Origin of the sequence: Mycoplasma aquilae ATCC BAA-1896 (assembly GCF_048074525.1) — a bacterium.
GTDB lineage: Bacteria > Bacillota_I > Bacilli_A > Mycoplasmatales > Metamycoplasmataceae > Mycoplasmopsis > Mycoplasmopsis aquilae.
Map to the genome: position 1 here is coordinate 591,372 of NZ_CP182208.1, position 26,285 is coordinate 617,656.

The following is a 26,285-nucleotide window of genomic DNA, read 5'->3' on the forward strand; positions in this document are numbered from 1 at the left end:
CCTTTTCTACTGCTTTTTTATAAAAAACCTTTAAAATTAAAACAACATTGGTTTTACAATCAAAATTAGACCTTTAGTGGAAAATCATATTTTTAATTTATATGTCTAATATTAGCTGCAAAAAGATTTTTGTCTCACTTTCTATATAATAGGCTTAAAAAATAGTCTTTAAAATTGAGCTATATGTTAAAATATACAATTATGGAAACAACTATGTATAACTCATTGATGCAAATCAAACAAAAACATGATGAATTAGAAAAACAACTTCAAGATCCCGAAGTTATTAATGACATTAAAAAGTACACAAAGTTAAATAAGGAGATTAATTCAATCCAAGATATTGTAGATGCTTTTAATAGCTATCTAGAAGCTGAAAGCAACTTAAAGAATGCTAAAGAAATGCTTAAAGAAAACGATGATGAACTAGTTTCATTAGCTAAAATGGAAATTGCTGAAGCTGAAAGTAAAATGCAAAAATTAACTGATGAATTAAAGATTTTAATTTTGCCTAAAGATGAAAATGATGATAAAGACGTTATTGTTGAAATTCGTGGAGCAGCTGGTGGAGATGAAGCAAACATTTTTGCTGGGGACTTATTTAGAATGTATTCAAAATGAGCTAGTCAAAATGATATGAAACTTACTTTACTTGAATCTTCTGCAGCTGAAGCTGGTGGATTTACTCTAGTTGTCTTCTCAGTTAAAGGTGATAAGCCTTATTCAAAACTTAAGTTTGAATCAGGAGTACACAGAGTACAAAGAATTCCTGTAACCGAAACTAAAGGTAGAGTTCATACTTCAACAGCTACAGTTACAGTTATGCCTGAAATTGATGATGATATCAACATTGAAATTAAATCAGAAGATGTAAGAATTGATGTTTATCGTTCAAGTGGTAATGGTGGGCAATCAGTTAATACAACTGACTCTGCGGTTAGAATTACTCACTTGCCAACTGGAATTGTTGTTACTTGTCAAGAAGGTAAAAACCAAATTCAAAACAAGGATATTGCCTTTAGAGTGCTTAAATCTAAGTTATATGACATCGAGCTTCAAAAGAAACAAGCTGAAGAATCAGGATACCGTAAATTAGCTGGTTCTGGTGCTAGAAGTGAAAAGATTAGAACATATAACTACCCACAAGATAGAGTTACAGATCATAGAGTTTCTTATTCAACTAGCTTGCTTCCTGTTATGGAAGGTAAGTTAAATTCAATTATTGATGCGCTACTTGCTGAAGAGCAAAATGAAAAGATTGCTGAAGCAGGAATTTAATTCATGCCTACAAAAGCAGATTTATTACTTGAAAAAAGAAGATATAGTTTACCTCAAACTGTATCTTCTTTTGAATTAGAGCTCCTTGAGCAAGGAATGCCAGTGCAAAAAATTATGGGATATGTTGATATGCATGACGTCAGAATCAATGTTAACCATAAAGTTCTTATTCCCCGTTATGAAACTGAAGAATTAATTTTACTTGTTGAGCAAGCGTATCAAAATAAAAACAACTTACAAGTGCTTGATTTATGCACTGGTTCAGGTTTTATTGCAATAGCACTAAAGAAAGCTAATCCCACTTGAAGTTTAACTGCTAGTGATATAGATCCAGAAGCAATAGCGCAAAGTGGCGAAAATGCTTTAAGCAACCAAGTAAATATTAATATTATTCAAAGCGATTTATTTAATAATATAGAACAAAAGTTTGATGTAATTGTCTCAAATCCACCTTACATTCAAGAAAGCGAACAATTAGATGCTAGTGTAATTAATTTTGAGCCATTACATGCATTATATGCTCCTGAAGATGGTTTTTACTTTTATCAAACTATTATTGAACAAGGACAAAACTACCTCAATCCAGGTGGCAAAATCTTTTTTGAAATTAATCCATTTCACAGACAATATTGAGAACAACTTCAAACTAAATATCAAATTGAAATTCATAAAGATATGGCCGGCAAAGATCGCTTTGCCATTGTATCATTTAATTAATTCACTCATTTGAGTGAATCCTGAATTCTTAAATACAGCGCAACACTCTATATAATATTTATAGGGTGTTTTTGTATATTCTTGCATAAGAAAAGCACCCTGTTTAATTGACGAACCGAGTGCTTAAATAATTATATAAGTATAGTAAAAAATACAAACGATTTTCTCGAAAAGAAAGAGAAAATATTGAGGTTTTATACTTTACTAGTCATCATTCAATAAGAGAAATCGCTAAAATCAGAAAAAGAAATCCATCAACAATTTCGAGAGAACTAAAACGCAATACTGTTAATAATGGATACGAATCACAAAAATCGTCATTAGTGGCTTTACATAGGTTTCATTTTAAAAGATCATTTTCATGAGCAGATAAAAATGTTTAAAATTCTTAAAACATTTTAAGGTTGAATATTCTAAAAGTGCTATGAGCATCGAAGCAACATGACATAAAGTTAAAAACAAATGAGATCGCATTCAGCCTTCAATATCTACAATTTATCGCTGAATGAATTATTATAAATTTTATAAAAATTACTTTCTTTTATTAATATCAGCACATAATCACTATGCAAAAGCATAGTTTTTTTTAATCCACTAGAACACCGCAACATTGTATTAAAAAACACAGGTTGCCCCGTGTTAATTATTAAATGTAAGTTATTTTAAAGTAAATAGTTTTTTACCAACAGTTGCATTAGCTTCTAAGTTAGTAATTTCTTGTAATTTTGAATCTTGTGTTAACACAAATAATACATCTTTATTAATGTTTTCATTATTAAATCTGTTTAAGTCTAATTCAAATAATTTATCACCAGCTTTAACTGAGTCATTTAAAGCAACAAAAGCTTTAAATCCAATTCCATCTAATTTGTAGCTGTCTTTTCCAAATAAGATAACAGCTTCAACACCATTACTTGAGTTAGATAAAATGATTTGAGATTTATTAGCTGGCATCATAGCAATTTTTCCATCAAATGGAGCAACTACTTCAGCTTTTGTTTCGTTTGTTAATTTAATTCCAAACCCTTTTCCAACTAGCCCTCTAGAAAATACACCATCATTTAATGATTCTAAAGTAAATGTTGTTCCCGTAACTGGTGCTAATACTTCAATTTGGTTTACTACTTGAGTTTTAGCTTCTGTTGAAGCACATCCACAGTTGCTTTCACTGTTAGCTTGTACAGATGAACATAAAGGTTTTAATTCTTCTTTATTGCATTTAATAAAGCAGTTTAATTCTTCAGCACAAGGGAATGTTGCTTGTACGTGTCTTGCAGCATCAAATACCTTAATGTCACTTGCTCCAAGTCTTTTTAATTCTTCAACATTAACTAATGCAATATTTTTAACATCGTATCTTAATTGAGATACTGAGTTATTAAAAGCTAAAATATTATCAAAACCACCAAATGCATCAATAATAGCAGCTAGATTGCACATATCTTTGTGATTAACTTCTTTATTTTTTATGTTTTCAAACATAAGATCTCCTTATTTAAAATATTACTTAAATTTTATCCTATTTTAGATTTCATAATCTAAAAAATAAAGATTTTTATCTTGTACTTTTTGCCTACCCCCTAGGCTTAAAGAAGCTATATTTCTTAAATTGCAAAGGTAAATAGAAACTAAATAAACCTCTTGCAATATTAGATTAAATAAAAAAGTTTTATTTTATGTACAAAATTCTAAATATGGAACAAAATGTGGAAATAAATTTAATTTTAACAAGGTTTTCTAACTTCTATATATAATTAAAAAGTCAATATTTTAAGGGGTATATATGAATGAATCAAGTAACAAGAAAAAAATTTACTGGTTATTTTCAATCGGAATTATCTTAGCAATTGCGCTTATAGCAGCACTATATACACTACTACTATTGCCAGTAATTATGCCAATATTAATGGATGAAGTTAAGACTTCAAAAAATCCTAATGAAATCAAGTTTTTTATAGCAGCTGAAGTATTCTTTGGAATATGGCTTCTTATGCTAGCTCCATTTATTGCTTTCTATAATTTAAAATTTGGATTTAACCTATGAATTAGAATATTAATCAAAGATTTTGAAACACCAATTCATCGTTTTCCTAGTCAAAAAGGTAAATTACTTGCTTTTATCTACAAATATATTTACATTAAGCCAACTTATGATCTTGAAGTAAATTCAAGCACAGTCAAACAAGGCAATAAGAAAGCAATTGCGTGCTTAATTAATGCTTTTCCAGTACTTAATTTAATTTTTGCTCTCACAGGTTTAGGATTAATTATTAATGCCTTTGCAAATCCATCATATCATGGATCATTTATTAATTATATGTTTATGATTTATATATTTGTTATGCTTGCATTCCTTGGATTGTATCCATTAAATCGAGTAGTAATTTATACAGTTATTAAAGAAAATAATTTAACTGGTAATGACTTCAATTCCAAATATACTAAACTAATGATTAAGCTATTTGGAAGCAGATTCTTCTCTTGAATTTTAAAAACTCAACTATGTACAATTGCTTCAGTTAATCATGAGGATAACTGAGAAAAAATTGAATTTGATTAATATAAAAATGACCTAAAGCGCTATATGCATTTTAGGTCATTTTTTTATTTAAATAATGCTGTTTGATAATTTGAGCCATAAACCTTGGCTAACGTTTCACGATATGAGTTTACTTGATGTGGATATTTTGTTTTATCAGTTCCATCAATAACATTATAAGGTTGCACATAACCATTAATATTGCTTGAATAAAATGGCATATTTAAAGCATAACCAACAGTTAAAGCTTTTTCTAATTGTACTTGTGCATTTTCTTTATCAATTAAAGGCTGCTTACCATTATGCCCAAATAGTAGTCCTACTGGTAAATTAGAATCATTAACCACTAATGAGCCGGAAGCTCCTCCAATAATATCACATGGCACTAAATTTTCATATGCCAGACCATAAAATCTGCTTCTAGGTTCATTATTAAATTCTGCTCCATGATCTGCAATGACATTGCCATTATATCAATCAATAGTACGTCAAAAGTTTTGATCAATATTATGTACCAGACCAGTTGAGCTGCCTAGCATAGAAGGAGCTACATTATATAGCAATTGGTTTCTGCTAGCATTGACAAATGGATATCCAGCAAAATAGTCTCAGGTAGGTTGCTTTTGAAGTTTAACGTTGCCAAAATATTTTTCAATATCATTACTTACTTTGTTAATTTTATTAATAGTGTTAGGTTGTTGAATTATGCCATCTTTAGTTCCTAAAACATTATGTGCAAATAATGCAACTGAACCATAATCCATTCCAGCATATGGTAAAGTAGAATTTTGCATTGGATAAGAACCACTTTTGAATTTTTCAATTGATAAATCCAACTCTTTGATTGCATTATTAAGCTTGTTAGTCAAAACGTTATTATCTGCTTTCATTTGTTTTAATTCTTCGATTCTAACTCTTTTTTCATTATCATTTAGCTTAGGATCAATTGGGGGTAAAGCATTGAATTTCTCTATGTCATAGTCAAATTCAATTACAGAAAACTCTGTATAGTAACGTCCTTGATATAGAGCAGAAACTTTTTGATCCATAAAGTTGTGCGCTAAAAACAAGTTTTTAGGTCACATTTCATAATTTAATTGTTTATAGCTATACTTGCGCTTTATATTTGTTCAATTATCAATAGCTCCTAGTCGAATATTGGTAATTGATTTTTTACGATTGGGTTGCGCATTAAAAGTAAAGTCTTTATCTGAATATAATTCAGCAGCGACATGATAATTAGTAGCAAAGAAAAGCTTATATTTAGTATCTGATTCTTTGTGATAATCTAACAATCAAATAGTTCCAGCTGTATTAGTTCCATCATTAAAATCTCAAATTAAAGAAAATGTTCGATTTAGAATGGAACTAATATAAGCTTTATTATTTTCAAGCTTCCCTTCAACACTAGTATCTAGTTTAAATTGTTTTAAGTCAGGATGTTCTTGATAATATTTCTTAATCTCTGCTGTAGAAAGTACTTTATCTTTATCAGTTTCACTTTCTTCAGAATGATCAGAAATTTGTTTTTTAAGTTTTGCAATTTCATCAAGCAATTTAGCATTTTGTTCTTGCAATGTTGCATTAGAACTATTAGCAACTTCTAAGGCACTTTTGGCGCTTGCTAATTGAGCTAAAAGTTGTTCCACTTGCTTGTTTAATTGTTCTTGCTGTGCTTGTAATGAAGCAACTTTTTCTGTATTTGCCTTAATTTGTTCTTTTAATGAAACAATTGTTAGATTATTTTGCTTAATGGTAGCATTATTTGCTTCAATAGTCGCTTGCAATTCCTCATTGCTTGCAGTTAATTCTTTTACTTTTTCCTGTGCTTCTTGTAGTTGGCTTGCTACTTGATTTATTGCATCATTTTTGGCTTTTAGTGCTTGCTCTAAGTTGTTTTTATCTTTTTGAGCTTGAGCTAATTGAGCTTTTAATGTTTGAATTTGTTTTCGATCTTGAACTTGAATATCATTAGCTTGTTTTATAGTTTCTTGTAAGGATACAATTTGCTTATTTAGCTCTTTTATTTGCTCAGCAAGATTCTTATATTCTTGGTTATTTTGTAACTCTTTTACTTGTTGTTGCAATCTATCTATCTTAGTTTGGTAATTAGCTATATTACTAGCATTTTGTTGTAATTGCTCATTTAACTGTTTATTTTGGCCATTTAATTCCGTAACTTGAGATACTAATGAAGCATTAGTCTTTTTAGCTTGAACTAGTTGTTCATGTACTAAAGTTAAATTGCTATTAACTTGCAATAGCTGTTTGTTTGCATTTGTTAAATCATTTTGTTTTTGCCCTAAAGTTTGATTTAGTTGATTAATTTGTTGCTGTAATTGCTCGATTAACTTATTTTTCCGATCTAGTTCCTGTGCTTGTGATTCATTACATGATAAAGTCATTAGTGGCATTAAACTTTGCACACTAATTGCTCCTAGAGCAAATTTCCATTTTTTCATAACATATTCCTTTTCTTTTATCTTTAATAATTTTAACATTCCCACTAAAATTTACAGTAAATTTACCTAATGCATAATAAAAGCCACTGTTGTGACTAATATTGAATAACTTACTATTTTGTCGCCTCATTGACAGATGTAAACTTTTGTACAAAATCGTTATACGCTTGTTGGTATTGTGCTAAAAGTTCTTCAAGCTTACTTGAATTATTTTGATTATTTGCAAATTCGTTAGAGTATTTATCAATAATTGTTTCAGCTTCCACTCTAGCTTGAGCATAAAGATCACTATTTGCTAGTGTTTTTAAGTAGCTATAAAATTGAGATCTAAGATTCTTAAAAGGTTGATATTGTTCAGTCCCAAACCCTAGAGCTAAAAATCCTTTTTTAAGAATTGGATCAATGAAATGAAAGAAGTCTAAATATTGCTGTTGAATTTGTTTAAAAGGTTGATTTAAATTAATTTTGGCCATTTCTTTATGTTTTTCAATTTCACTACCATATTGAGCTTTAAATAAATCCATTTTCATAAAATTATTTATAGAAGTTTGCTTTCTTGACATCTCTGCAGCATAGCGCTTCAATCCTTCAATTTCCCTTTTGCCTTGATTATATAGTTCTAAATAGTCCCAAGCAGTTTTTAGAAAGTTATCTAATTGATCAAGGACTAAATCTTTATTATCAGCTAGGTTGACTTTTGTTTCCATTTCTTGCGCTAGACTATTTAATTTATTATTTTCTCATTCTCAAGATGTGTAATATTTTTCATTGCACAATGTTAGAATGTTTTGATAAAGGTAGCTATAAAAATTAGCACTTAATGTTGGATTAGTTTGGGTATATGAATTCAAAATACTTGGTAATTGATAAAACCATTTTCAAAAAATGGCTATAGTTTTAGTTGGAAAAAACTCTGATTCCTGTTTTATATTTACTATCTTGCTTCATACTTTACTATTATGCAAAGCTTTTTTGATTGGTTCACTTTGCTTATTAGCTCATACTTCTAAGCTATTAGAAACACTAAGAACTTGCTCAACTTGACCTTTATATTCAGTAATATATTCATTAAATAATCGTTCCAATGTGTCATAATACTCTTTAAGGGTATTAAACGTATCTTGATCTAGACTGTTGTTTCTTAAAAAATAATTATCATTTAGATGATTATCAATTTGTTCCATGCATTCTTTTGTTTTATATGTAACATAATAATCATTCTTATCTTTAGCTTTATTTCATAGGTCAAGATATTTTTGTCTCATTTCTAAGAGAGCTGATCTGTTTTGTTTTTCTCAATCTGTTCCTTGTTTGTAATTTACAATAGCGTTAGAAATACCATAGCCAGCAGCTCCTATTCCAGAAATAATTACTAAAATTGTAAAAATAATTGATACTATTTGAAATTTATTTCTTGCCATATCTTCCTCTTAATATTATTCTATCATAAGCAATTTTCAAAGCGCACTAATAAAGATATTTAAGGCAACTCATTTTGTTTAAAAAATTAATATATTCATTCGGACTCATATAATTTAATGATTTAATATTTAACATAGTTATCAATTAATCATTTTACATATTTGATATCAAGCTTATTGATATTGTATTGAGAGAAAAATTTCTCACGAATTCTTCCAAAAATATATTCTATTCATAAATTATCATTTGAATGGCCTTTCAACACAAATTATATTTTTCTTGTGCATTTTAGTTGCAGTTATCATATAATTAAATTGGTTCCTTTCTATTGTTTTTTTGTACACTAATTTTACAACAGGAACCAAAAAAGATGGCAGCTCTACTTTACCTTTAGTGGAATGTCATCTTTTTAATTTTTCATACATTTATTAATTCACAATATGAAAAAACGCACTTTCGTGCGAAAAAGCATATAACTTTTTTAAACAACAAAATCTTTTTTGTACTGAAACCAATCATAGTTACATACTATGATAACACTTTATCTATGATAAAGTTGATTACTTTTATATTTGTAGATTGATGATATTTTATGCTAAATAGCATAACTTTGTGCGATATAAATAAAAGTTAGTTTTTTATCCACTTTTTATAAAAGTTCTGGGTGTAAGTAGCACTTTGATGCGACTTACAAATTTATTATATTATTTATTTTATTGATACAGCTCAAATTCTATTTTGTTCCACATTTTTCCACATTTTGTGGAAATTTCCACATTTTTATTTCCAAAAGTATGAGTTTGAAAAATAATTTTATTTCAAAATTACCTTTAGTCCAGGATTTAAGGTAATTAAATGCTTATTTTTTTATAAAAAATAAGACTAATTTTAATATAATTATTTTAATTTAATTAAAAATATAATATAACAAGGCTAAAATAGTCAAAAAAGGAGAAAAAATGATTAATGTTAATGAATTTAAACCAGGTATCACATTCGAAGATGAAGGTGAAATCTTTGTTGTCTTAGATGCACAACACTCAAAACAAGGACGTGGTCAAGCTAATGTTAAAGCTAAAGTTAAAAACTTAAGAACAGGTTCTACAACAATCAAATCTTTCACAGGTGGAGATAAAGTTAAACCAGCTCACATTGACAAAAGAAGAATGAACTTCTTATACTCAGATGGAGAAAACATTATTTTAATGGATAATGAAACATTTGAACAAGTTGAAATCCCAGTTTCACACGTTGAATGAGAATTAAACTTCTTAAAAGAAGGTCAAGAAGTTCAAATTAGAAAATTCCAAGAAGAAGTATTAGACGTTGAATTACCAGCAAACGTTGACTTACTTGTAACAGAAGCACCTGATGCTGTTAAAGGAAACACAACAACTAATCCTCAAAAGAAAGTTACAGTTGAAACAGGATTTGAATTAGAAACACCTATGTTTATTAAAGAAGGTGACGTTATTTCAGTTTCAACAGATTCTGGAAAATACGTTGGAAAATCAAATAAATAATGAACTGAATTACAGTACCGTACAATTCTAATCAAAGTTATATCGTACAAGAATCTGCTATTGTGGATGCTGTATCTAACGCGATTGAAAGTACCAAATACGTTAAAAGCAATCTCTCAAACATGAGACTTAGCTTTGATGACGATCATTCTAATGTACAAATTTACATAGATGTTAAAATTCGTGGTGCACAAAGTAACGAAATTGATCCATATGCAATAATTAAAGATTTAACCTTTAAAATAGAAGAAAGTGTTAAAAGTTTAATTGATAAAAAACCTAAAAATGTGCAAGTTGTATTAATGGACATTTATTAAAATGCAACGCAAAGAATTTCCTAAAGAAAAAATGTCTTTTTACCGAAAGCTTTTTAGTAATGAAGTAAAAAGTGAAATAGATAAATTTTCAAACCTAAACAAAAAAAGATATACCAAAGCAACAGAAAAATATTTAGACCAAATTAATAAGTTGCTACTCGAATTACGCGACCATAAAATCGCTGATAATGATTTAATTCCTAATAAAGTACTATTTAGACGTTTAAAAAGAGAGCATGCTTTTTTACGTAATCGTTTATGAGCTATTTTGTTTGGAATTATCCTTTTATTGGTCATTATTACTATTATTCTGCTTGCAATCTTGCTATAAAAAAGAGATTTATGAAAAATAAAAGAATCAGAAACTATTTTTCAAGGTTATTTGGAGCTTTTAAATGACAAGATTGATTAACTTGTGCAATCGGTTTTACTTTAATTGTTACATATATAACAATCACAATTTTGGAATGGCATTTTAGAAGTCTTTGAGTACTTGAAGCATATAATATTGCTGGTCCAGGTGGCAAAACCATTCTTGATGATATCAAAGAAATTTATGCAGCCGGAGATCCTAATGCTCAACGTGTCATCACAGAATTAGTTTATCCTAATGCTACCTACTTATTTTGAGGTGGCTCAACATATTGATTCACATTTATGTCAAATGTTTTAATGGGTGTAACTCTCTTTATTTACCCATTTTATCAAAAGTCTCGTAGAGCTCAAACTTTCTACTTTGCTTCTATGGTGTACATCATTATAGTGATGTTAGGATATTGAGGAGGTGTTATTTTTGATAATAGCATCATCACTCAAAATCGCCCATTTGAAATGATTAAAACATTAATCATGCATGCTGGAGCACCATTTTTAGGATTATTTACGCTATTTGCTTATGAACGTAAAAGAATCCGGATCTCAACTAGATCAATTTGAGGTTTTGCAGCTTGGCCTATTGCTTACTTACTATTTACAGTTGCAATTTACTTTATTGGTTATAAATTTATGAAGCCTTTTGGCGGAACCGAATTACAAAGAGGTGTAACAATTTACGGAGTTGTTTCTTTCTATCATCCTATAGGATACACTGGAGATAGTTTATTTGTTGTAGTTGTTTTAGATATAGTAATGGTTCTATGTGCCATTTTTACAGCTCCTGTAATTGGATTTACACTTCGTAAAGTACTCAGAATTCTACTTCCAGGACAAAGAAAACGTAGAAAAGTTTACTTCATTCGCCCTGAAAGTCGCGAAGCTATAGCAAAACATAAAGCTGAAATTAAGCAAGCCAAATTAGATAAAAAGAATCAAAAATTACTAGCAGCAAGCACTATTGAAACAAAAACTGCTGCTCTTCTTGAACAAAATAATAATCAAGATCAAACAAACTAAGCTAATTAGTTTGTTTTCTATAACTACAAAATAGGAGAATTATGCAAGAAAAAGAAAAATATATCGCTTCATATTTTCAAAAGACTAAAGATATCCTTGCAACTAAATTACCAGAAAATAAGATTGTAATGCAATTTTTTCAAAGAAAAGATGATGCAATTTTATGTGGAATTAACGAAGTGCTTGACATCTTAAAAACTCAAACTAACACTAGTAAATATACTATTAGATATTTACCAGAAGGTAGTCATATCAATAGCCTAGACATTGTTCTAGAACTAGAAGGGCAATACCAAGAATTTGGAATTTGAGAAGGATTAATTGATGGGATTTTAACTCGTAATACATCAATTGCAACAAACGCATATCACTGTGTAAAAGCTGCAAAAGGTAAGGAAGTTATTTTTATGGGCGATCGTGCTGATCACTATATTAATCAAGAAATTGATGGGTATGCAGCAAGAGTTGGTGGAATTAAGTTAGTTTCAACTTTAGCACAAAAAGACCCATCGGTTAAAGAAGAAAGTGTGTTTGGATCAATGCCTCATGTTTTAATCCAAGGCTTTAATGGTGATGTTGTTGCAGCTACTCGTGCATACCATGAATTATTCCCAAATAACAAGTTGATTGCTTTAATTGATTACCATAATGATATTATCACTGACGCTTTAAAGGTTTGAAATGCTTTGGGAGATAAAGTTTGAGGTGTTAGAATTGATACTTCAAAAAATATGGTAGATCACATGTTTGATGGTGAAGAGCCACAATACGGAGTAAACCCTGAACAAATTTTTAGACTTAGAAAAGCTTTAGACCAAGCAGGAGCAACAAATTATAAAATTGTAGTTTCATCAGGATTTAATGCCGAAAAGATTCAAATATTTGAGCAATTAAATGTCCCTGTCGATTACTATGGAGTAGGGCAAAGTATTTTTAAACTTAACAATTCTTTTTCAGCTGATGCAACTGTTTTAAATGGACAACTTCAAGCTAAAGAAGGTCGTAGTTATAGAAAAAATCCAAATTTAATCACATACAAATAGAAAGAGCAAAAGCTCTTTTTTTATTAACCTTGACAAAATTTCAAAATAATGTAAAATTATTAAAAAGTTAAAAAGGAGTGTAAAAATATGCAAAAAATACTACTTTTGGATGCGCATGTACTTTCTAAGGAAATTTCAATATCACATAAAATTCTTGATTTAGTACAAGAACAATATCAAAAAGATCCCAATAATCAAACTACTCGGATTGATTTAAATGACACAGTTTTATCAAAAGTCTTCATGACGAGTCAAAACATGTCAACTTACTGACAAGATGTAGAATCAGATAAATGGATTGAATTAGTCAAAAATACTGATGTCTTAGTTATTTCTAACCCAATGATTAATTTTTCTGCCCCTGTAATTGTTAAAAACTTTATTGATTCAATTTCAGTTGCAAATAAAACCTTTAGCTACAAATATTCAAATAAGGGTGATGCAATCGGGCTATTAACTAACCTTAAAAAAGTTATTATCGTTTCAACTCAAGGAGCTCCTGAAGGATGATATCCATGAGGAACTCATGCAGCTTGATTAGAAGGAACATTTAAATTCTTAGGAGCCCAAGAAGTTCAACATATTAAATGATATGGCACAAAAGTTAAACCAACTAGTGAAATAAAATTAGATCAGTTGCAAGACTATCTTGAAGAACAAATTAAAACAGCTACAAGATAGGCTTAAAAGTTAAATTTGTAAAATTATGGAAGTTTACCAACAGACTTCTTTTTTTTATATAAACTATATTTTAGAAAGGAATAAATGAAGAAAAAACACTGAATATTACTAACTTTAGGAGGGGCAACAACTACATTAGTCCCTCTTGTTGCAGCACAATGCAATAAAGAAAATAAAACCGAAGATGAAAAGAAGAATCCTGAATTAGATGCCAATCCTATTGACACACCAGTTGTAGTTACACCAACTAAAAAAGTAAAAACCATTTCTTTAGTTGCTACTAAAGCCACTGAATTAAATGCACTAGCTAAAACTTTAGATACTGAATCTAAGGCATTTATGAATGATAATTCATATACAGATATTATTCTCAATTATGATATTAAAATTGGTAACAAATTTACACTTGAAAAACAAATTGAATACACAAGAGAAGAATTTAAAGTTTTATTAGAAAAAATGAATTCAAAAACAATTGATACCAATTTTGATACTATATAGATTTTTGTGTAAATTCATAAATTATTAAAAATGGCAAAAGAAAAGATAAGTTACCCTATAATTTTTATAACGTCGAAAGGAATAACTTATCTATGAATAATTTTAAACTATTAAAGCTCAGAACAATTGCAAAAATTTTATAAAGAAACAACCGATATCAATCACCTTATGTCTTTATTACTGAATCAATATAAATCAGATATCCAAGAAATAATTAATGAATTATTAAAAGATGGTCTAACTGAATTTCTTCAATATGAAAAATACGAAAGAAGTGACAATGCTAATTATAGAAATGGCTATTACACTAGAAAATTACTATTAGAAATTGGTGAAATTGAAATTCAAATACCACGCGATAGAAATGGTGACTTTGAAAATAAACTTATTAAAAAACATCAAAGAACACAAAAGCAAGTAACAGAAATGATTCAAATTCTTTTCAAAAAGGTTTAGATTACAGCGAAATTATTGATATTGTAAACGAAATGTTTGGAAAGGAATTTTCTAAACAATCAATAACAAATATCACCAATAACTTAATTCATAATATTGAAGAGTTTAGACAAAGAAGGTTGAAAAAAGAGTACAAAGTCATATACCTAGATGCAACACATTTGAGTGTTAAAAGAGATGGTTCATATCAGAAAGAAGCTGTACATATAGCCCTAGGAATAAGCGCTGAAGGTTATAAAGAAATACTCGCATTTGAGATTTATCCAAATGAAAGTGCAAATAATTATGGAGATATTTTAGAAGATATTAAAAATCGCGGTGTTGAAAAAGTAGACATATTTATAACTGATGGACTAGCAGGGATTAAGGATGTAATTCACAGACATTTTCCAGAAGCATATTATCAAAGATGTTGAGTACACATACAACGTAATATACATTCAAAAGTTAAAAGAGCGCATATCACAGAAATAACCCAGGATATTAAATTAATTTATAATCAAACCGATGAAGATATGGCTATTAAGAAGTTCAATGAATTTCTAAATAAATGAAAAAATATCTACCCATCAATTGTTAGAAATCTACTATCTATAGGAGATGATTTATTTTCATTTTACGCATTTCCATATGAAATCAGAAAATCCCTTTATACAACAAATTTAATTGAAGCATTCAACTCATATATCAAAAAGCAATTAAAAGGTAAAAAACAATTCTCTACTGTTAATTCAGCAGAGAAAATATTAATAACGATTATAGATTCATATAATGCGAAAAATTCTAGTCGCAGGCATATGGGATTTAAGAATATTTAATATTCTTGTATAATTTTTAAATAAAAGTTATACAAGTTACTTATCTTTTCAGAATTTACACAAAATTATTGACAGTATCCCAATTTTGATCTTGGTCCATTACTTATTGAGGTAAATAATCAAGAAGATCTAACCAATGCAGAAAAGGCATTAGAAAGTGCATATAACAATTATTATGTAAATGAAGAATGATTTACAAAAAAAATAAAGACAATGATCAAAAATGCTGGTGGAAATCTACTTGGTTCAGTTACATCAGAAAGTGCAGCTAAAAAAGAAAAAACAGCTGAATATAATGCATTAGTAAATGAAATCAAGTCATTTATGGCAGTTAACGGAAATGTGCACTTGGCTCAAGATTTAGAAATTGCTAAAATTGATCAAGACTTGAACAAAGGGTGATCTTTAACAATTACATTGAAAAAAGATAATTTAGTTGCCAAAGGAATTAAGCTTGACTTTAGAAAGCCACACAAAGATTGAAGTGATGCAGATATATTATCTAAAAACAACCAAGATTCAAAATTCACTAAAGTAAAGTCTGCTGTAGCAAATAAGACCTTGGAATACAAACTTCTACTTGCTGGATTATATAAAGTAGGTGATGATGTATTGAAACAAATAACCAACACATTAATTGAAGTAGTAATTTTTACATCATTAAAAAACATTTTACCACTACCATTAAATATTATTTGTACTTACATTATGGCTAAACCAATTATCAAATACTTAAATAATTTAGCGGACCAATTAATTGAAATTTATTATCCTAAAACAAAACTCAGCTAATAGTTGGGTTTTTCTTTTTGCCCTTAAAAATGCACTATATTGTAAATAGTTTAAATATGAAATATTTAAATATGATAAAATTAAATTATAAATTTAAGGAGTAAAAATATGAGATTATCAATAATTTCACTTGTAGGTGACGATGCATCATATGTAGATACATTTTTAGCCTCATTAAAAGAGCAAGAAACCCAAAGTTTCGAGGTTATTTTATGCGTTAATAAAAACTCAGAAGCAAAAAATATTTTCAAAATTGCTCGAAAATACTATGAGTTCTTCGGAAGTAGACTAGTTTTAATTACTAACTCAAAAGATAATTCATATCAGCACAATCTTGTAAGTGCTTTTAGAATTGTAAAGGGTGATTATGTAACTGTAATTAACTCTGACTCAAGTATTAAAAGATACTTTATCGGTGATATGATCGAACATGCTCAACGTTTCAATGTTGATGTGTTAGAGTTTAAGCCAAGACTAGTTGGTACAGTTCGCTTCAAACCAAAAGAAAGAGGAGAATTCGATAAAGTACTTGACATTAGCAAAAATCCTAATGTTATTGCATATACTTATCCTTTCATCTTCAATAAAATCTTTAAAAAGTCATTAGTAAAAAAAGTAACTAAATACAAACCAAAAGTTTCAAATGATACTTTAATGTGTTTAGAAATTAACTACTTACTAATGATGGAAGCTAAAAAATACAAATACTTAGACTTTAGAATTATTCGTGAATTCATTTCTTCAGATACTTGATTTAATACCAAAACTGCGATAGATTCCTTTAGAGTTATTGAAGAAAACTCAAAACGTATGAATTTAAAAATTCAAGAAGAATTAAAATATGCTAAATACTACTTTGTTAAATTGCTTTTAACTGGATTCTTATCAGAAACTTATTTTGTCTATAGACACTTTTCAAAAAACGATAAAGAACAACTAGAAGAAAAAAGAAGTAAGATCTTGATTCAAAAGCATGATGAAATGCTTGAAAAAATTGAAGATAGCAATGATTTTCAAACTTTCTTAACAACTAATATGTATATGCTTGTTGATAATACTGAAGCCAGTATGTTAAGAGAAAGCTATACTAAATTGATCAAAAACAAAATCTTGGATAATCTGGAATAATGTACAAGAATGCAGGATTCTTTAAAAGGTTCTTTTCGAACTTAGTTGACTTTATTCTTTTCATTGCCATTGCTATCGCCATAATTTTCATTAGCAAGCCAGATGGCAACTTAACAGCAAATCATAAATACTACTACACATCTATGATATTGATAGTAATTTGATTAAATTGCTATTACATCTTATTTCCATGCCTAATTGGTGGCAAAACAATTGGTATGTGAATTTTCAATCTTAAACTAATATCAGATGTCGATAAAAAATTTCATTACACCTTAATTTTAAAACGCAACATTTTAGGTTGCTTCTTTGTAACGCTAAATTTTATTATTGTCCTTTCCGCTACAGCCTCAATTGATTTGAGTCAATACAAAGATATGAATGAAGCAAATTCAAACCCTACCATTCAAGCTATCACAGCAATTATTACTGCTCTAATGGGAACTTGATTCTTACTTCAAACTTTAGGCTATATCTTATTAATTTTTTACAAGAAAAGACTAACCATACTTGATATCGCTTTTACTTCAAGAATTGTTGAAGATAAGTACCTTGAAGTAATCGCAAGTAAAGATATTATTCTTATCCCATATTACTACACAGAAAGAACATTTAGATACTACAATCAAACAAATCAAATACAAGGAGATTAACTATGGATTTAATTAAAGTTGACTTACTTAGCGATTTAAATGCTAAACAACGAGAAGCAGTTGAATATTTTGACACATCATTGCGAATTATTGCTGGAGCTGGATCAGGAAAAACCAGAGTATTAACACGTAAAATTGCTTATTTAATCAATGATTTAGGTGTTAGACCTAAAAATATTTTAGCTATGACTTTTACAAATAAAGCTGCCAATGAAATGAAACAAAGAGTGCTACAGTATACAAGTAAAAGTTTGAAAAATGAATTAAAGATCTCCACATTCCACTCTTTCTGTGCAGAATTATTAAGAAAACACATTCGCTTACTTGGATTTCACAATGACTTTTTAATCATTGATGAACCTGATAAAGTGCAAATTTTAGGTAATATTTATCGTAAGCTTGGTGTTTCCAGCCACGATATTAGTTATAAAAGCATGATCGAATATATTTCATATGCTAAAAATATGGAATTAACCTATAAAGAACTTAAAGATGAATTAAAAACTTTTGAATATTCAAAAGTAGTTGCTGATGTTTACCAAGAATATCTTAACGAACTTGTTTCAAAAGGATCACTTGACTTTGATGATTTAGTTGCTCTAACTAAATTACTCCTTGAAACTCACCCAGAAGTTGCTGCTATTTACCAAAAACAATTTGAATATGTGCTTGTAGATGAGTTTCAAGATACTTCAAGAATTCAATATGACTTAATTAAGTTACTAGTTGGAAAAAATACTCACTTTACTATTGTTGGTGATCCAGACCAAACTATTTACAACTGACGTGGTGCAGATGTTAACTTAATTTTAAACTTTGATAAAGAATTCCCAGATGCTAAGACTATTATTCTAGACATTAACTATCGTTCAACTCAAAAGATTCTAGATGCTGCTAACAAACTAATTGCTAAAAATACTAACAGATTACACAAGGACTTAGTTACAGCCAATGAACTGGGTGATGATGTTGAATTCTACCATGGATTCTCACCTGAAGCTGAAGCTAGATGAGTTATTCAAAAAATTAACGAACTTAAGAAACAAAAGAATCAACTTAAAGGCATTGCCATCTTATATCGTTCAAACTATTACTCACGTCCATTTGAAGAAGCTTTAATCGAAGAAAACATTAACCACAAGATTTTTAATGGAACTAAATTCTTTGAACGTGCTGAAGTTAAGGATGCTTTAGCTTTCTTAAGAGTCATTGCTGAACAAAAAGATATTGCTTTAGAAAGAATTATTAATGTACCTAACCGTGGAATTGGGGATGCTACTCTTGAAAAATTAAAAGAATATGCCAAAAAACAAGGTAAATCTCTATTTAGAACTCTCCAAGAAGATATCAGAACCTTACCAATTCCGAATGATAAAATTGTTAAATCAATTTATCCATTTATGGTACTTGTAATCAAGTATGCTAAAGCCTTACAACACAATAAAATTAGTGTAACTTTAAACAAATTCCTTGAAGAAATCAAATACTATGAGCACATTGCTTTAAACGAAAACTTACGTGGCTCAGCTGAAGATAACGTTAAAGAATTAATTAACTCAATTGCTAACTGAGAAGAAAAGAATAAAGACAAGACTGTATCCGACTACTTAAATATGGTTGCTTTAATGTCAGTTTCTGATGAATATGACAATGTGCCTAACTATGTTTCATTAATGACAATTCACTCAGCCAAAGGGCTAGAATTTGATAATGTCTTTATTGTGGGTATGTCAGAAGGAATTTTCCCTAACAGAAGATCACTAGAACCAGATCATAGTTCTAAATTCTCTGCTAAAGGAAGATATTCAAATACTCTTGAAGATGAAAGACGCTTAGCATATGTTGCGGTAACTAGAGCTAAAAACAAACTCTTTATTTCAGACTCAAGAGGAAAAATTATTGGTACTGAAATTGATAAGGTTCCTTCAAGATTTATTACCGAAATGGGAATAGATGTTAACGATACAATAATTAACGCTAAAAATCGATTCTATGGCAACTTTGGTAATGAAGAAGAAACTGTTACAAATAACCACATTATTGTTGGGGATATCATTAGCCACATCATGTTTGGTGAAGGTGAAGTCTTAGAAGTTACACCAAATGAAATTGTCGTTGAATTTATCAAAGACAAAAAAGTTAGAACATTAAATAAAAACCACTCTTCTATTAAGGTTATAGGCCAATAATGCCAACATCATCTATTATTGGAGTAGTAATAGGTGTTTTTATTGCAATCATCCTACTTACTTTCCTCTTCTTTCTAACTTTATATTTCTTTTATGCGCGTTCTTCATCTGGTATCATTCTTTTTATGCTAGATGCAAGTAATAAACGGGTATTACGTTTAAGTGAAAAGAATTATGCTTTCTCAACTATTTTTGACGCTAAACGTTTAAGATTTCAACAATATAAGTTTATTCAACAAGACACTTTCTTAGATGTGCTTGATGATGAAACAAGACAATATATTACTTCATATATTGAAGAAGGTATCACCCGTAAGCAAGAAATACCTTTTACATTTAATGCTAACATTAAGGCGTTATTAACACCATATGAACGCTTAATTTACTGATTTGATCGTATCTCTCAAGTTACTAGTTCATATGTTTTAAAAATTTATCCAATTGGTAATGGTCAATATAATTGCACTATTACTTTTAGCAAGCAAAATGAAAAATTCAATTCGCTAAATAAAATCTCAAATGATGAAAATGCCTTCTTTGATGCTCAATTCAAACAAGAATACAACATTATAATTGCCTTTGCACTTAAGCCATATTACATGGCTAAAGAAATTGATTCCGAATATCTCGAAGACTTATTTAATCAATTTGACTTATCTTACAAACGCACCCCAATTTTTAGACAAAATGGATTTTTATTCCTTGTAATTAAGGATAAAGGTAAGCACACTTATAATAATTATCTTAATAAAATTCGCAATATAAATAATAATATTAACTTTAATAAATGTTTTATTGCAGCTACTATTTTTAAAAATGCCAAATTAGCTACTGAGTATTCGCGCGAAATGTTGCTAGCTAAAATTGCTTATTCTTTATTTAACATCCTGAATGATTTTAATAATTATGCTAACTATTTAGATTTACCACTCGATTTTATTAATACCCCTCAATTTAAGGAGTTTAATAATCAATTAGTGAGATATCGTAATGAAAACTCATTACTAAATAAAGACCTTAATAACATGCATATAAACTTTTTTCCTATTAAGAATTATCAATCCCAAAAATCTTCTAATTTAACCATTGCTTCAGTATCTAATGACTCTTATGATGTCACCGATAATAAATGAAATGATTTCTTCAGAAACATTCCAATTCTTAACTATGAATATGAAAAGTATTGATATGAATACGTTGAAAAGAACTCTAATAAAAGAAATCATAATTTACTAGTTAAAGTTAGCCAAGAAGTTTACTTAAATAAAGACTTAAATAACACTAAAGACTCACCTATTTGCTTAATTTATGCTTACAATAATGTCTTTGATCACTTAAATTTAAAACGTAAAATCGAAGATAACTTTAGGAACTCAATTCCAACTGCTCTGTATATTGATGAAATTGATAAGGCATTAATTAATATTATTAATGATACTAAGCTTAAAGCCATTGTTATAGGTGAAAAAGTAACAAAACACCTCAATAGTACTAAAGTATATTTTGACTGTATTAATGTTATTAACTTAGCTTCAAATAACAACATTAAAGTTATTTATGAAAACCCACCTCAAAATTTAGATGAACTAATTGTGCTTAAAGCTAAAGTCTTTGCCTGTTACTATACTGAAGACAAAAAAATCTAAATTAAAATTATCTGCACAGCAGTGTAGATTTTTTATAAAAAACAGCCACTAGGCTGCTATTAATCATAAGTTACATCATTTAAGTTTCTAGCTCAGTTGATAAATAATGTATAAGCACGTGCTAAATCAACTTTGCCACCATCTTTAAAGATATTATTTAGTGTAGCATATTGGTGGAATTGAGCATAGATTTCAACATCATTTTGACTAGGCACAAGGCCTAAAGCTTGAATCTTTTCTGGATAGTACCCAGAAATTAAAGCATAAATTTTTGTGGCACAAAACTCTTGAGGGAAGTTTTCAAGTTTTATTGCTCCTGTTACTAGTAATTTAATTGCATTTTCTTGATCATCAAATTTAGGAAGTAAGATTCCAGGAGTATCTAAGAATAAAAATTCTCCATTAACTACTCATTTCTTTTCTCTAGTAACCCCTGGATAGTTAGCAACTTTTAAAGTTTTCTTATCAGAAACTAGGTTAATTAAAGTACTTTTACCACAGTTAGGCACGCCAACTACAAAGGATTTAATCCGAGTAATTAACATGCCTTTAGCACGATTACGTGCTATTTTTTCTTTCATGATACTTTGAATTTTATTTAAGATAACTTTTTTAGAAGATTGTTTTCTTAAATCAAGTCATAATAAGTTTTCACCTTTAAATCTAGCTTGAATTTTATCTTTCTTACTTTTATCCATTAAGTCTGATTTAGTAATTATAAATAATCTAGGCTTTTGAGGAGCAATCTTATCAAAATCTTCATTATACGAACTAATTGGGCATCTAGCATCCAATACAACTATAAATAAGTCAGCTAAGTTAGCATTTTCTCTTAGATCCTTCATAGCCTTAGCCATGTGCCCTGGGTATCATTGGATTAAATTTTGGTATTTGTTTTCATTTTCGTTATTATTCATAAATTTTTTCCACCTCTTTTGATAATCGATTATTTTCTTGTTCAAGCATTTGATTCTTTAATAATTCTTTTTGATATAGTTCTTTATATTTTTCTAGTTCGGAAGCTAAGGCTTCTTTTTGACTTTGTTCATCAATTAAATTAGCAAAAATAAGTTGCATAAAATCATCAACTTCTTTTCTGTTATATCCTTCAAGATTTAAACTAAAGGTTTGATTCTTGATCTTTTCGCATAAGTCATTTACTTTATTATTCATACTTATTCCTTATTTCTAATTTTATCTAGAACTATAGCTGTTGCACAAGCCACATTTAAACTTTCAAATGAGATTGGGATATAAATGAATTCATCACTTAGCTCTTGCACTTGAGGTGAAACACCATTGCCTTCATTTCCAACTACTAGTACAAATTTATCATGGTTAAATTGCACTTGATTAAGTTTCTTAGCTTGTGTATTTAACACTGTGGCATAGATATGATAGTCTTGTTTTTTTAGTTCACTAAGCAAGCTAACACCATCTTTAGTTGCAACTAAATTAGTTTTAAAGAAGGCTCCTTGAGAAGAACGAATAGTTTTAGGATTCAAATAATCAAACTTATTTACAATCACTGTATCTATGTCAAATGATTTTGCTAGTCGAATAATGGTTCCAACATTTCCCGGATCTTGGAGTTCATCTAAAAATAGCACTTTAGAACCAATTTTGCCATTTGGAATTAAACTGCATACTCCAATAATACTTTGTGGCGTAGTAGTATCACTTAATTCTTTGATAATTTCACTTGTGACTAGTGTTGAATTAGGATACTTAATACTTTCAGGATTAGATTCAAATGTTTCTAGTAATAATCCAGCATCTAAAGCTTCTTGAACTAAATGGTAGCCTTCAATTAGAAACTTGCCTTCTTTAGCACGATATTTTTTATCTTGTAGTTTCTTTAGTTCCTTGATAGTTGGATTGCTTTTACTTGTGATCTTCTTCAACATAATCTCTTAGGAAGTACTTTCCTTTTTCTACTTCATATAGTGATAAATCACGGAAGTCAAGTTGTCTCATAACTTCAAACCCAAGAATACTTACACAGTTACCTAAATTGATTGAACGCATTGCAGATACCATCGGAATTCTTAAACAATCGTCTAAATGGTCTTGTAAAACTTTCTTATCTATTCCAGTAGATTCTCTACCAAACATTAATCAAATTTCACCAGTGTTTTCAAATTGTTCTTTGTAATTTACATCTGTATATGATTTTAGTCCATATCTAGTAATGTAAAAAATCTTTTTATCACCATATTTAGCAGCAAAATCAGCATATGATTTGTGTACTTCATGTGGGATATCTGAAAGCATTCTTCCGGCTCCATATCTTCTTAATCATTTTGGGTGTAAGTCAAATCCAATTGGTTTAATGATGTGTAATTTAGCTCCTAAAGCGAAGCATGTACGAATAATATTCCCTGTATTTGGGCATATTTCTGGTTGATATAATACTATATTTAACATATTTATATTATACAGTGTTTATTGTATTTACTTTATGTGTTTTTTCCCTTGCTGCAAGTTGTAAAAATAAAAATATCCACACGTTTTGCTGTGTGGATAAGTGATTAAATTTCGTCTTCTTCATCAATATCAAGTTCGTCATTTTCGACTTCACCAAAGATTGATTTCTTAGTTTTTTCAAGTTCTTGAACAAGTGATTTACGAAGTTTTTTACCATTATTTTCAGTTTCGAATTCACCTTCATCTTTATTATTTGAGAATTTAATTTTAGCTTTATTTAGTTTAGGATCTTGAGGCTCGTCTGTGTATATTATTGTAGGAATAATAATTGGTTCTCTACGTTTTTCTTTATAAAATAAAGTAGCTAAACGTTCACGTACGATTGCTTCAAGTTCTTCAGTAGTTCATTTTTCATTATTCTTAATGTGATATAACACAGCACCGTGAGCTACTCTTTTAGCTTCTTCGATTAATTCTTTCGATGTCTTAACAAAGAAACTTCCACGAGTTACTATTTGAGGACGAGCTAGAATTGCATTTTTATTTCTATCTAATAGGAAAATAATGTTAACAAATCCAGAATCCTTTAATTGGGCTCTATCAGATAAAATGTGTTCTGAAACACTTAAAACAGTATTTCCATCAATATAAATTGGACCATATTCTACAAAGCGATCTGTTGGGGTAATTACATTATTTAACATCTCAAAAATTTGACCTTTTTGAGGAATCATAACATTTTCTTTTTTAACTCCATTAGCTACTGCTGTTTGACCATGCACAAGTGACATTCTGTAATCCCCGTGGTATGGTAAGAAGTACTTAGGTTTAGTTAAAGTAAAGATCTTATCATGTTCTCATTGGTAAGCGTGCCCTGAAGTATGTAAATAACCATCAACACCATTTTCCTTAATAATAGCCCCTAATTTATAGAGTCTATTAACAAGTAATTCAACCACCATTCTGTTGCCAGGAATAGGACTAGAAGAGAAAATAATTAAATCCCCTTTAGTAATCTTAATTGTCGCATGTTTTCCATAGCTCATTCTTGATAAAGCTGCAAGTTGTTCACCTTGTGAACCTGTAGTTAAGATAACTAAGTCAGAATCTTTAACATTAGCTAAGTCTTTTTTGTCAATAATAACATCATTTCCAACATTAATATATCCTAATTTACGACCAATTTTTACCCCTTGGATCATTGAACGTCCAAAGGTAATAACTTTTTTATTTAATTTAGCTGCAAGTTCAATAATAACTTTGACACGAGTTAAGTTTGAAGCAAATGCTGTAATAATAGTTTTCTTTTTAGCTGAGCGCATGTGACGTTCAATGTCAGTTAAAATATCTGATTCACTTGGTGAGTGGTTTGGACGCATTGCATTTGTTGAATCAGAAAGTAAGGCTGTTAATCCATCCTTTCCGATTTCGTCAAGTCTAGCAAAGTCAGTATAGTTTCCAATTGGTGTATAATCAAATCTAAAGTCTCCTGTACACATAATTGATCCATTTGGAGTTGTTAATCTAACTCCAAAGGCATCTGGAATTGAGTGTTGTGCTGTTCAAAAGTCTGCTCGACATCCAAGTGGGAATTTATAAACTTCATTCTTTTCAATTTCAATAAATTCAATATCTTTTTTAATACGATTTTCTTCAAATTTTAACTTAAGGTATTGAATTGCAATTCTAGGCGCAAAAATCTTTTTAACTCTGGTTTGTTGTACTAAATAAACAACACCACCAATGTGATCTTCATGACCATGGGTAATGAATAAACCTTCAATTTTCTTTTCTGGTCTATTTAAGTATGAATAATCAGGAATGATCCCTTTAACTCCAGTATTAAATGTATCAGCAAACTTAATACCTGAGTCAATGATGAAAATGTGATTGTGGTGATCAACAACTAGTGTTGATTTACCAATTTCTTCAACACCACCTAAAGCAAAAATTTCTGTAGGTTGTTTTTGTTTCATAATAGCTCCTTAAAAATTATGTGAAATTAAGATAATGAAAAAACGCTTCATTAAAATTAATTATTATCTTTTGAAATGGGTGAATAAAATACCTAAATGTATTTATCAAAATAATTATATAGTAAAAGTGTTTTTTATTAATAAATAAGGCTAAATATCTCAAAAAGCTATTTTAGCTTACATAATGGTCTAAAATGTATTTTTTGTTTCTAACTACAAGTAAAATTTATTTTTTTCTCGCATTTTACAAAGCTAAAATGCAAACTTTTTTAATTTAAAAATTAAAAAGATGACATTCCACTAAAGGTAAAGTGGAGCTGTCATC

At 29.1% G+C, this 26,285-nt stretch carries 25 protein-coding genes and 1 pseudogene; 17 read left to right on the forward strand and 9 right to left on the reverse strand.

The genetic code is table 4. From position 1 onward, the window contains the following. Positions 1-213: 213 nt before the first annotated feature. The 3 genes from prfA to ACM0IS_RS02465 all read left to right on the forward strand — a co-directional run bounded on the left by prfA (position 214) and on the right by ACM0IS_RS02465 (position 2,378). Positions 214-1,278, forward strand: a complete 1,065-nt coding sequence (gene prfA, locus ACM0IS_RS02455; RefSeq protein ID WP_416756653.1) for a peptide chain release factor 1 — start codon at positions 214-216, stop codon at positions 1,276-1,278. Positions 1,279-1,281: 3 nt separating this feature from the next. Next, complete coding sequence (prmC, locus tag ACM0IS_RS02460) at positions 1,282-1,995, forward strand: peptide chain release factor N(5)-glutamine methyltransferase (RefSeq protein WP_416755907.1); 714 nt, start codon at positions 1,282-1,284, stop codon at positions 1,993-1,995. Positions 1,996-2,126: 131 nt separating this feature from the next. Then, a complete protein-coding gene (locus ACM0IS_RS02465) occupies positions 2,127-2,378 on the forward strand; it encodes a helix-turn-helix domain-containing protein (RefSeq protein WP_416756655.1) in 252 nt (83 codons plus the stop codon). Positions 2,379-2,652: 274 nt separating this feature from the next. On the opposite strand, the gene ACM0IS_RS02470 is transcribed toward ACM0IS_RS02465, so the two are convergent. Then, positions 2,653-3,477: a PTS glucose transporter subunit IIA gene (locus tag ACM0IS_RS02470; RefSeq protein ID WP_416755908.1), complete on the reverse strand. Its 825-nt coding sequence runs from the start codon at positions 3,475-3,477 to the stop codon at positions 2,653-2,655. Between the two features lie 301 nt (positions 3,478-3,778). Here ACM0IS_RS02470 and ACM0IS_RS02475 point away from each other — a divergent pair, with 301 nt between their 5' ends. Continuing rightward, the gene (locus ACM0IS_RS02475; RefSeq protein WP_416755909.1) at positions 3,779-4,555 is read left to right on the forward strand and encodes a hypothetical protein; all 777 of its coding nucleotides are present in this window, start codon (positions 3,779-3,781) and stop codon (positions 4,553-4,555) included. Between the two features lie 44 nt (positions 4,556-4,599). Here ACM0IS_RS02475 and ACM0IS_RS02480 read toward each other — a convergent pair whose 3' ends face one another. The 3 genes from ACM0IS_RS02480 to ACM0IS_RS02490 form a co-directional block, all read right to left on the reverse strand. Beyond that, positions 4,600-6,996, reverse strand: coding sequence for an MIP family Ig-specific serine endopeptidase (locus ACM0IS_RS02480; protein WP_416755910.1), 2,397 nt, complete (start codon positions 6,994-6,996; stop codon positions 4,600-4,602). 113 nt (positions 6,997-7,109) lie between these two features. Beyond that, positions 7,110-8,417 (reverse strand): hypothetical protein, encoded by a 1,308-nt coding sequence (locus ACM0IS_RS02485; RefSeq protein ID WP_416755911.1) that lies wholly within the window; start codon positions 8,415-8,417, stop codon positions 7,110-7,112. Positions 8,418-8,539: 122 nt separating this feature from the next. After that, positions 8,540-8,683: a hypothetical protein gene (locus ACM0IS_RS02490; protein WP_416755912.1), complete on the reverse strand. Its 144-nt coding sequence runs from the start codon at positions 8,681-8,683 to the stop codon at positions 8,540-8,542. A 694-nt stretch (positions 8,684-9,377) separates the two neighbouring features. Here ACM0IS_RS02490 and efp point away from each other — a divergent pair. The 13 genes and pseudogenes from efp to ACM0IS_RS02555 all read left to right on the forward strand — a co-directional run bounded on the left by efp (position 9,378) and on the right by ACM0IS_RS02555 (position 21,557). Next, positions 9,378-9,941, forward strand: a complete 564-nt coding sequence (efp, locus tag ACM0IS_RS02495; RefSeq protein ID WP_416738327.1) for an elongation factor P — start codon at positions 9,378-9,380, stop codon at positions 9,939-9,941. Continuing rightward, the gene (locus tag ACM0IS_RS02500) at positions 9,941-10,258 is read left to right on the forward strand and encodes an MMB_0454 family protein (RefSeq protein WP_416741502.1); all 318 of its coding nucleotides are present in this window, start codon (positions 9,941-9,943) and stop codon (positions 10,256-10,258) included. Before efp ends, ACM0IS_RS02500 begins: the two co-directional genes overlap by 1 nt. A gap of 1 nt (position 10,259) precedes the next feature. After that, positions 10,260-10,589, forward strand: a complete 330-nt coding sequence (locus tag ACM0IS_RS02505) for a hypothetical protein (RefSeq protein ID WP_416754217.1) — start codon at positions 10,260-10,262, stop codon at positions 10,587-10,589. Positions 10,590-10,600: 11 nt separating this feature from the next. Next, positions 10,601-11,650: an MAGa3780 family membrane protein gene (locus ACM0IS_RS02510; protein WP_416755913.1), complete on the forward strand. Its 1,050-nt coding sequence runs from the start codon at positions 10,601-10,603 to the stop codon at positions 11,648-11,650. 41 nt (positions 11,651-11,691) lie between these two features. Then, complete coding sequence (locus ACM0IS_RS02515; RefSeq protein ID WP_416755914.1) at positions 11,692-12,693, forward strand: nicotinate phosphoribosyltransferase; 1,002 nt, start codon at positions 11,692-11,694, stop codon at positions 12,691-12,693. Between the two features lie 87 nt (positions 12,694-12,780). After that, the gene (locus ACM0IS_RS02520) at positions 12,781-13,374 is read left to right on the forward strand and encodes an FMN-dependent NADH-azoreductase (protein ID WP_416755915.1); all 594 of its coding nucleotides are present in this window, start codon (positions 12,781-12,783) and stop codon (positions 13,372-13,374) included. 84 nt (positions 13,375-13,458) lie between these two features. Beyond that, positions 13,459-13,875, forward strand: coding sequence for a hypothetical protein (locus ACM0IS_RS02525; protein WP_416755917.1), 417 nt, complete (start codon positions 13,459-13,461; stop codon positions 13,873-13,875). A 168-nt stretch (positions 13,876-14,043) separates the two neighbouring features. Continuing rightward, positions 14,044-15,149 (forward strand): annotated as a pseudogene (locus ACM0IS_RS02530) (IS256 family transposase). A 213-nt stretch (positions 15,150-15,362) separates the two neighbouring features. Continuing rightward, positions 15,363-15,941: a hypothetical protein gene (locus ACM0IS_RS02535; protein ID WP_416755919.1), complete on the forward strand. Its 579-nt coding sequence runs from the start codon at positions 15,363-15,365 to the stop codon at positions 15,939-15,941. Positions 15,942-16,049: 108 nt separating this feature from the next. Further along, positions 16,050-17,069, forward strand: a complete 1,020-nt coding sequence (locus tag ACM0IS_RS02540; RefSeq protein WP_416755920.1) for a glycosyltransferase — start codon at positions 16,050-16,052, stop codon at positions 17,067-17,069. Further along, positions 17,069-17,722 carry an RDD family protein gene (locus tag ACM0IS_RS02545; protein WP_416755921.1) on the forward strand — a complete coding sequence of 218 codons (654 nt, stop codon included), beginning with the start codon at positions 17,069-17,071 and terminating at the stop codon, positions 17,720-17,722. The genes ACM0IS_RS02540 and ACM0IS_RS02545 overlap by 1 nt, the downstream gene beginning before the upstream one ends. 2 nt (positions 17,723-17,724) lie before the next feature. Next, a complete protein-coding gene (locus tag ACM0IS_RS02550) occupies positions 17,725-19,911 on the forward strand; it encodes an ATP-dependent helicase (protein WP_416755922.1) in 2,187 nt (728 codons plus the stop codon). Then, on the forward strand, positions 19,911-21,557 hold the full coding sequence (locus ACM0IS_RS02555; RefSeq protein ID WP_416755923.1) for an MHO_4530 family protein: 1,647 nt from the start codon (positions 19,911-19,913) through the stop codon (positions 21,555-21,557). The genes ACM0IS_RS02550 and ACM0IS_RS02555 overlap by 1 nt, the downstream gene beginning before the upstream one ends. A 59-nt stretch (positions 21,558-21,616) precedes the next feature. Here ACM0IS_RS02555 and ylqF read toward each other — a convergent pair whose 3' ends face one another. The 5 genes from ylqF to ACM0IS_RS02580 all read right to left on the reverse strand — a co-directional run bounded on the left by ylqF (position 21,617) and on the right by ACM0IS_RS02580 (position 25,960). Beyond that, the gene (gene ylqF, locus ACM0IS_RS02560) at positions 21,617-22,474 is read right to left on the reverse strand and encodes a ribosome biogenesis GTPase YlqF (RefSeq protein ID WP_416755924.1); all 858 of its coding nucleotides are present in this window, start codon (positions 22,472-22,474) and stop codon (positions 21,617-21,619) included. Then, on the reverse strand, positions 22,467-22,730 hold the full coding sequence (locus ACM0IS_RS02565) for a DivIVA domain-containing protein (RefSeq protein ID WP_416755926.1): 264 nt from the start codon (positions 22,728-22,730) through the stop codon (positions 22,467-22,469). The genes ylqF and ACM0IS_RS02565 overlap by 8 nt, the downstream gene beginning before the upstream one ends. A gap of 2 nt (positions 22,731-22,732) precedes the next feature. After that, the gene (locus ACM0IS_RS02570; RefSeq protein WP_416755927.1) at positions 22,733-23,464 is read right to left on the reverse strand and encodes a TrmH family RNA methyltransferase; all 732 of its coding nucleotides are present in this window, start codon (positions 23,462-23,464) and stop codon (positions 22,733-22,735) included. Next, a complete protein-coding gene (locus ACM0IS_RS02575) occupies positions 23,442-23,984 on the reverse strand; it encodes a tRNA (cytidine(34)-2'-O)-methyltransferase (RefSeq protein ID WP_416755929.1) in 543 nt (180 codons plus the stop codon). Before ACM0IS_RS02575 ends, ACM0IS_RS02570 begins: the two co-directional genes overlap by 23 nt. Before the next feature lie 104 nt (positions 23,985-24,088). After that, positions 24,089-25,960 (reverse strand): ribonuclease J, encoded by a 1,872-nt coding sequence (locus tag ACM0IS_RS02580; RefSeq protein WP_416755930.1) that lies wholly within the window; start codon positions 25,958-25,960, stop codon positions 24,089-24,091. Positions 25,961-26,285: the final 325 nt, after the last annotated feature.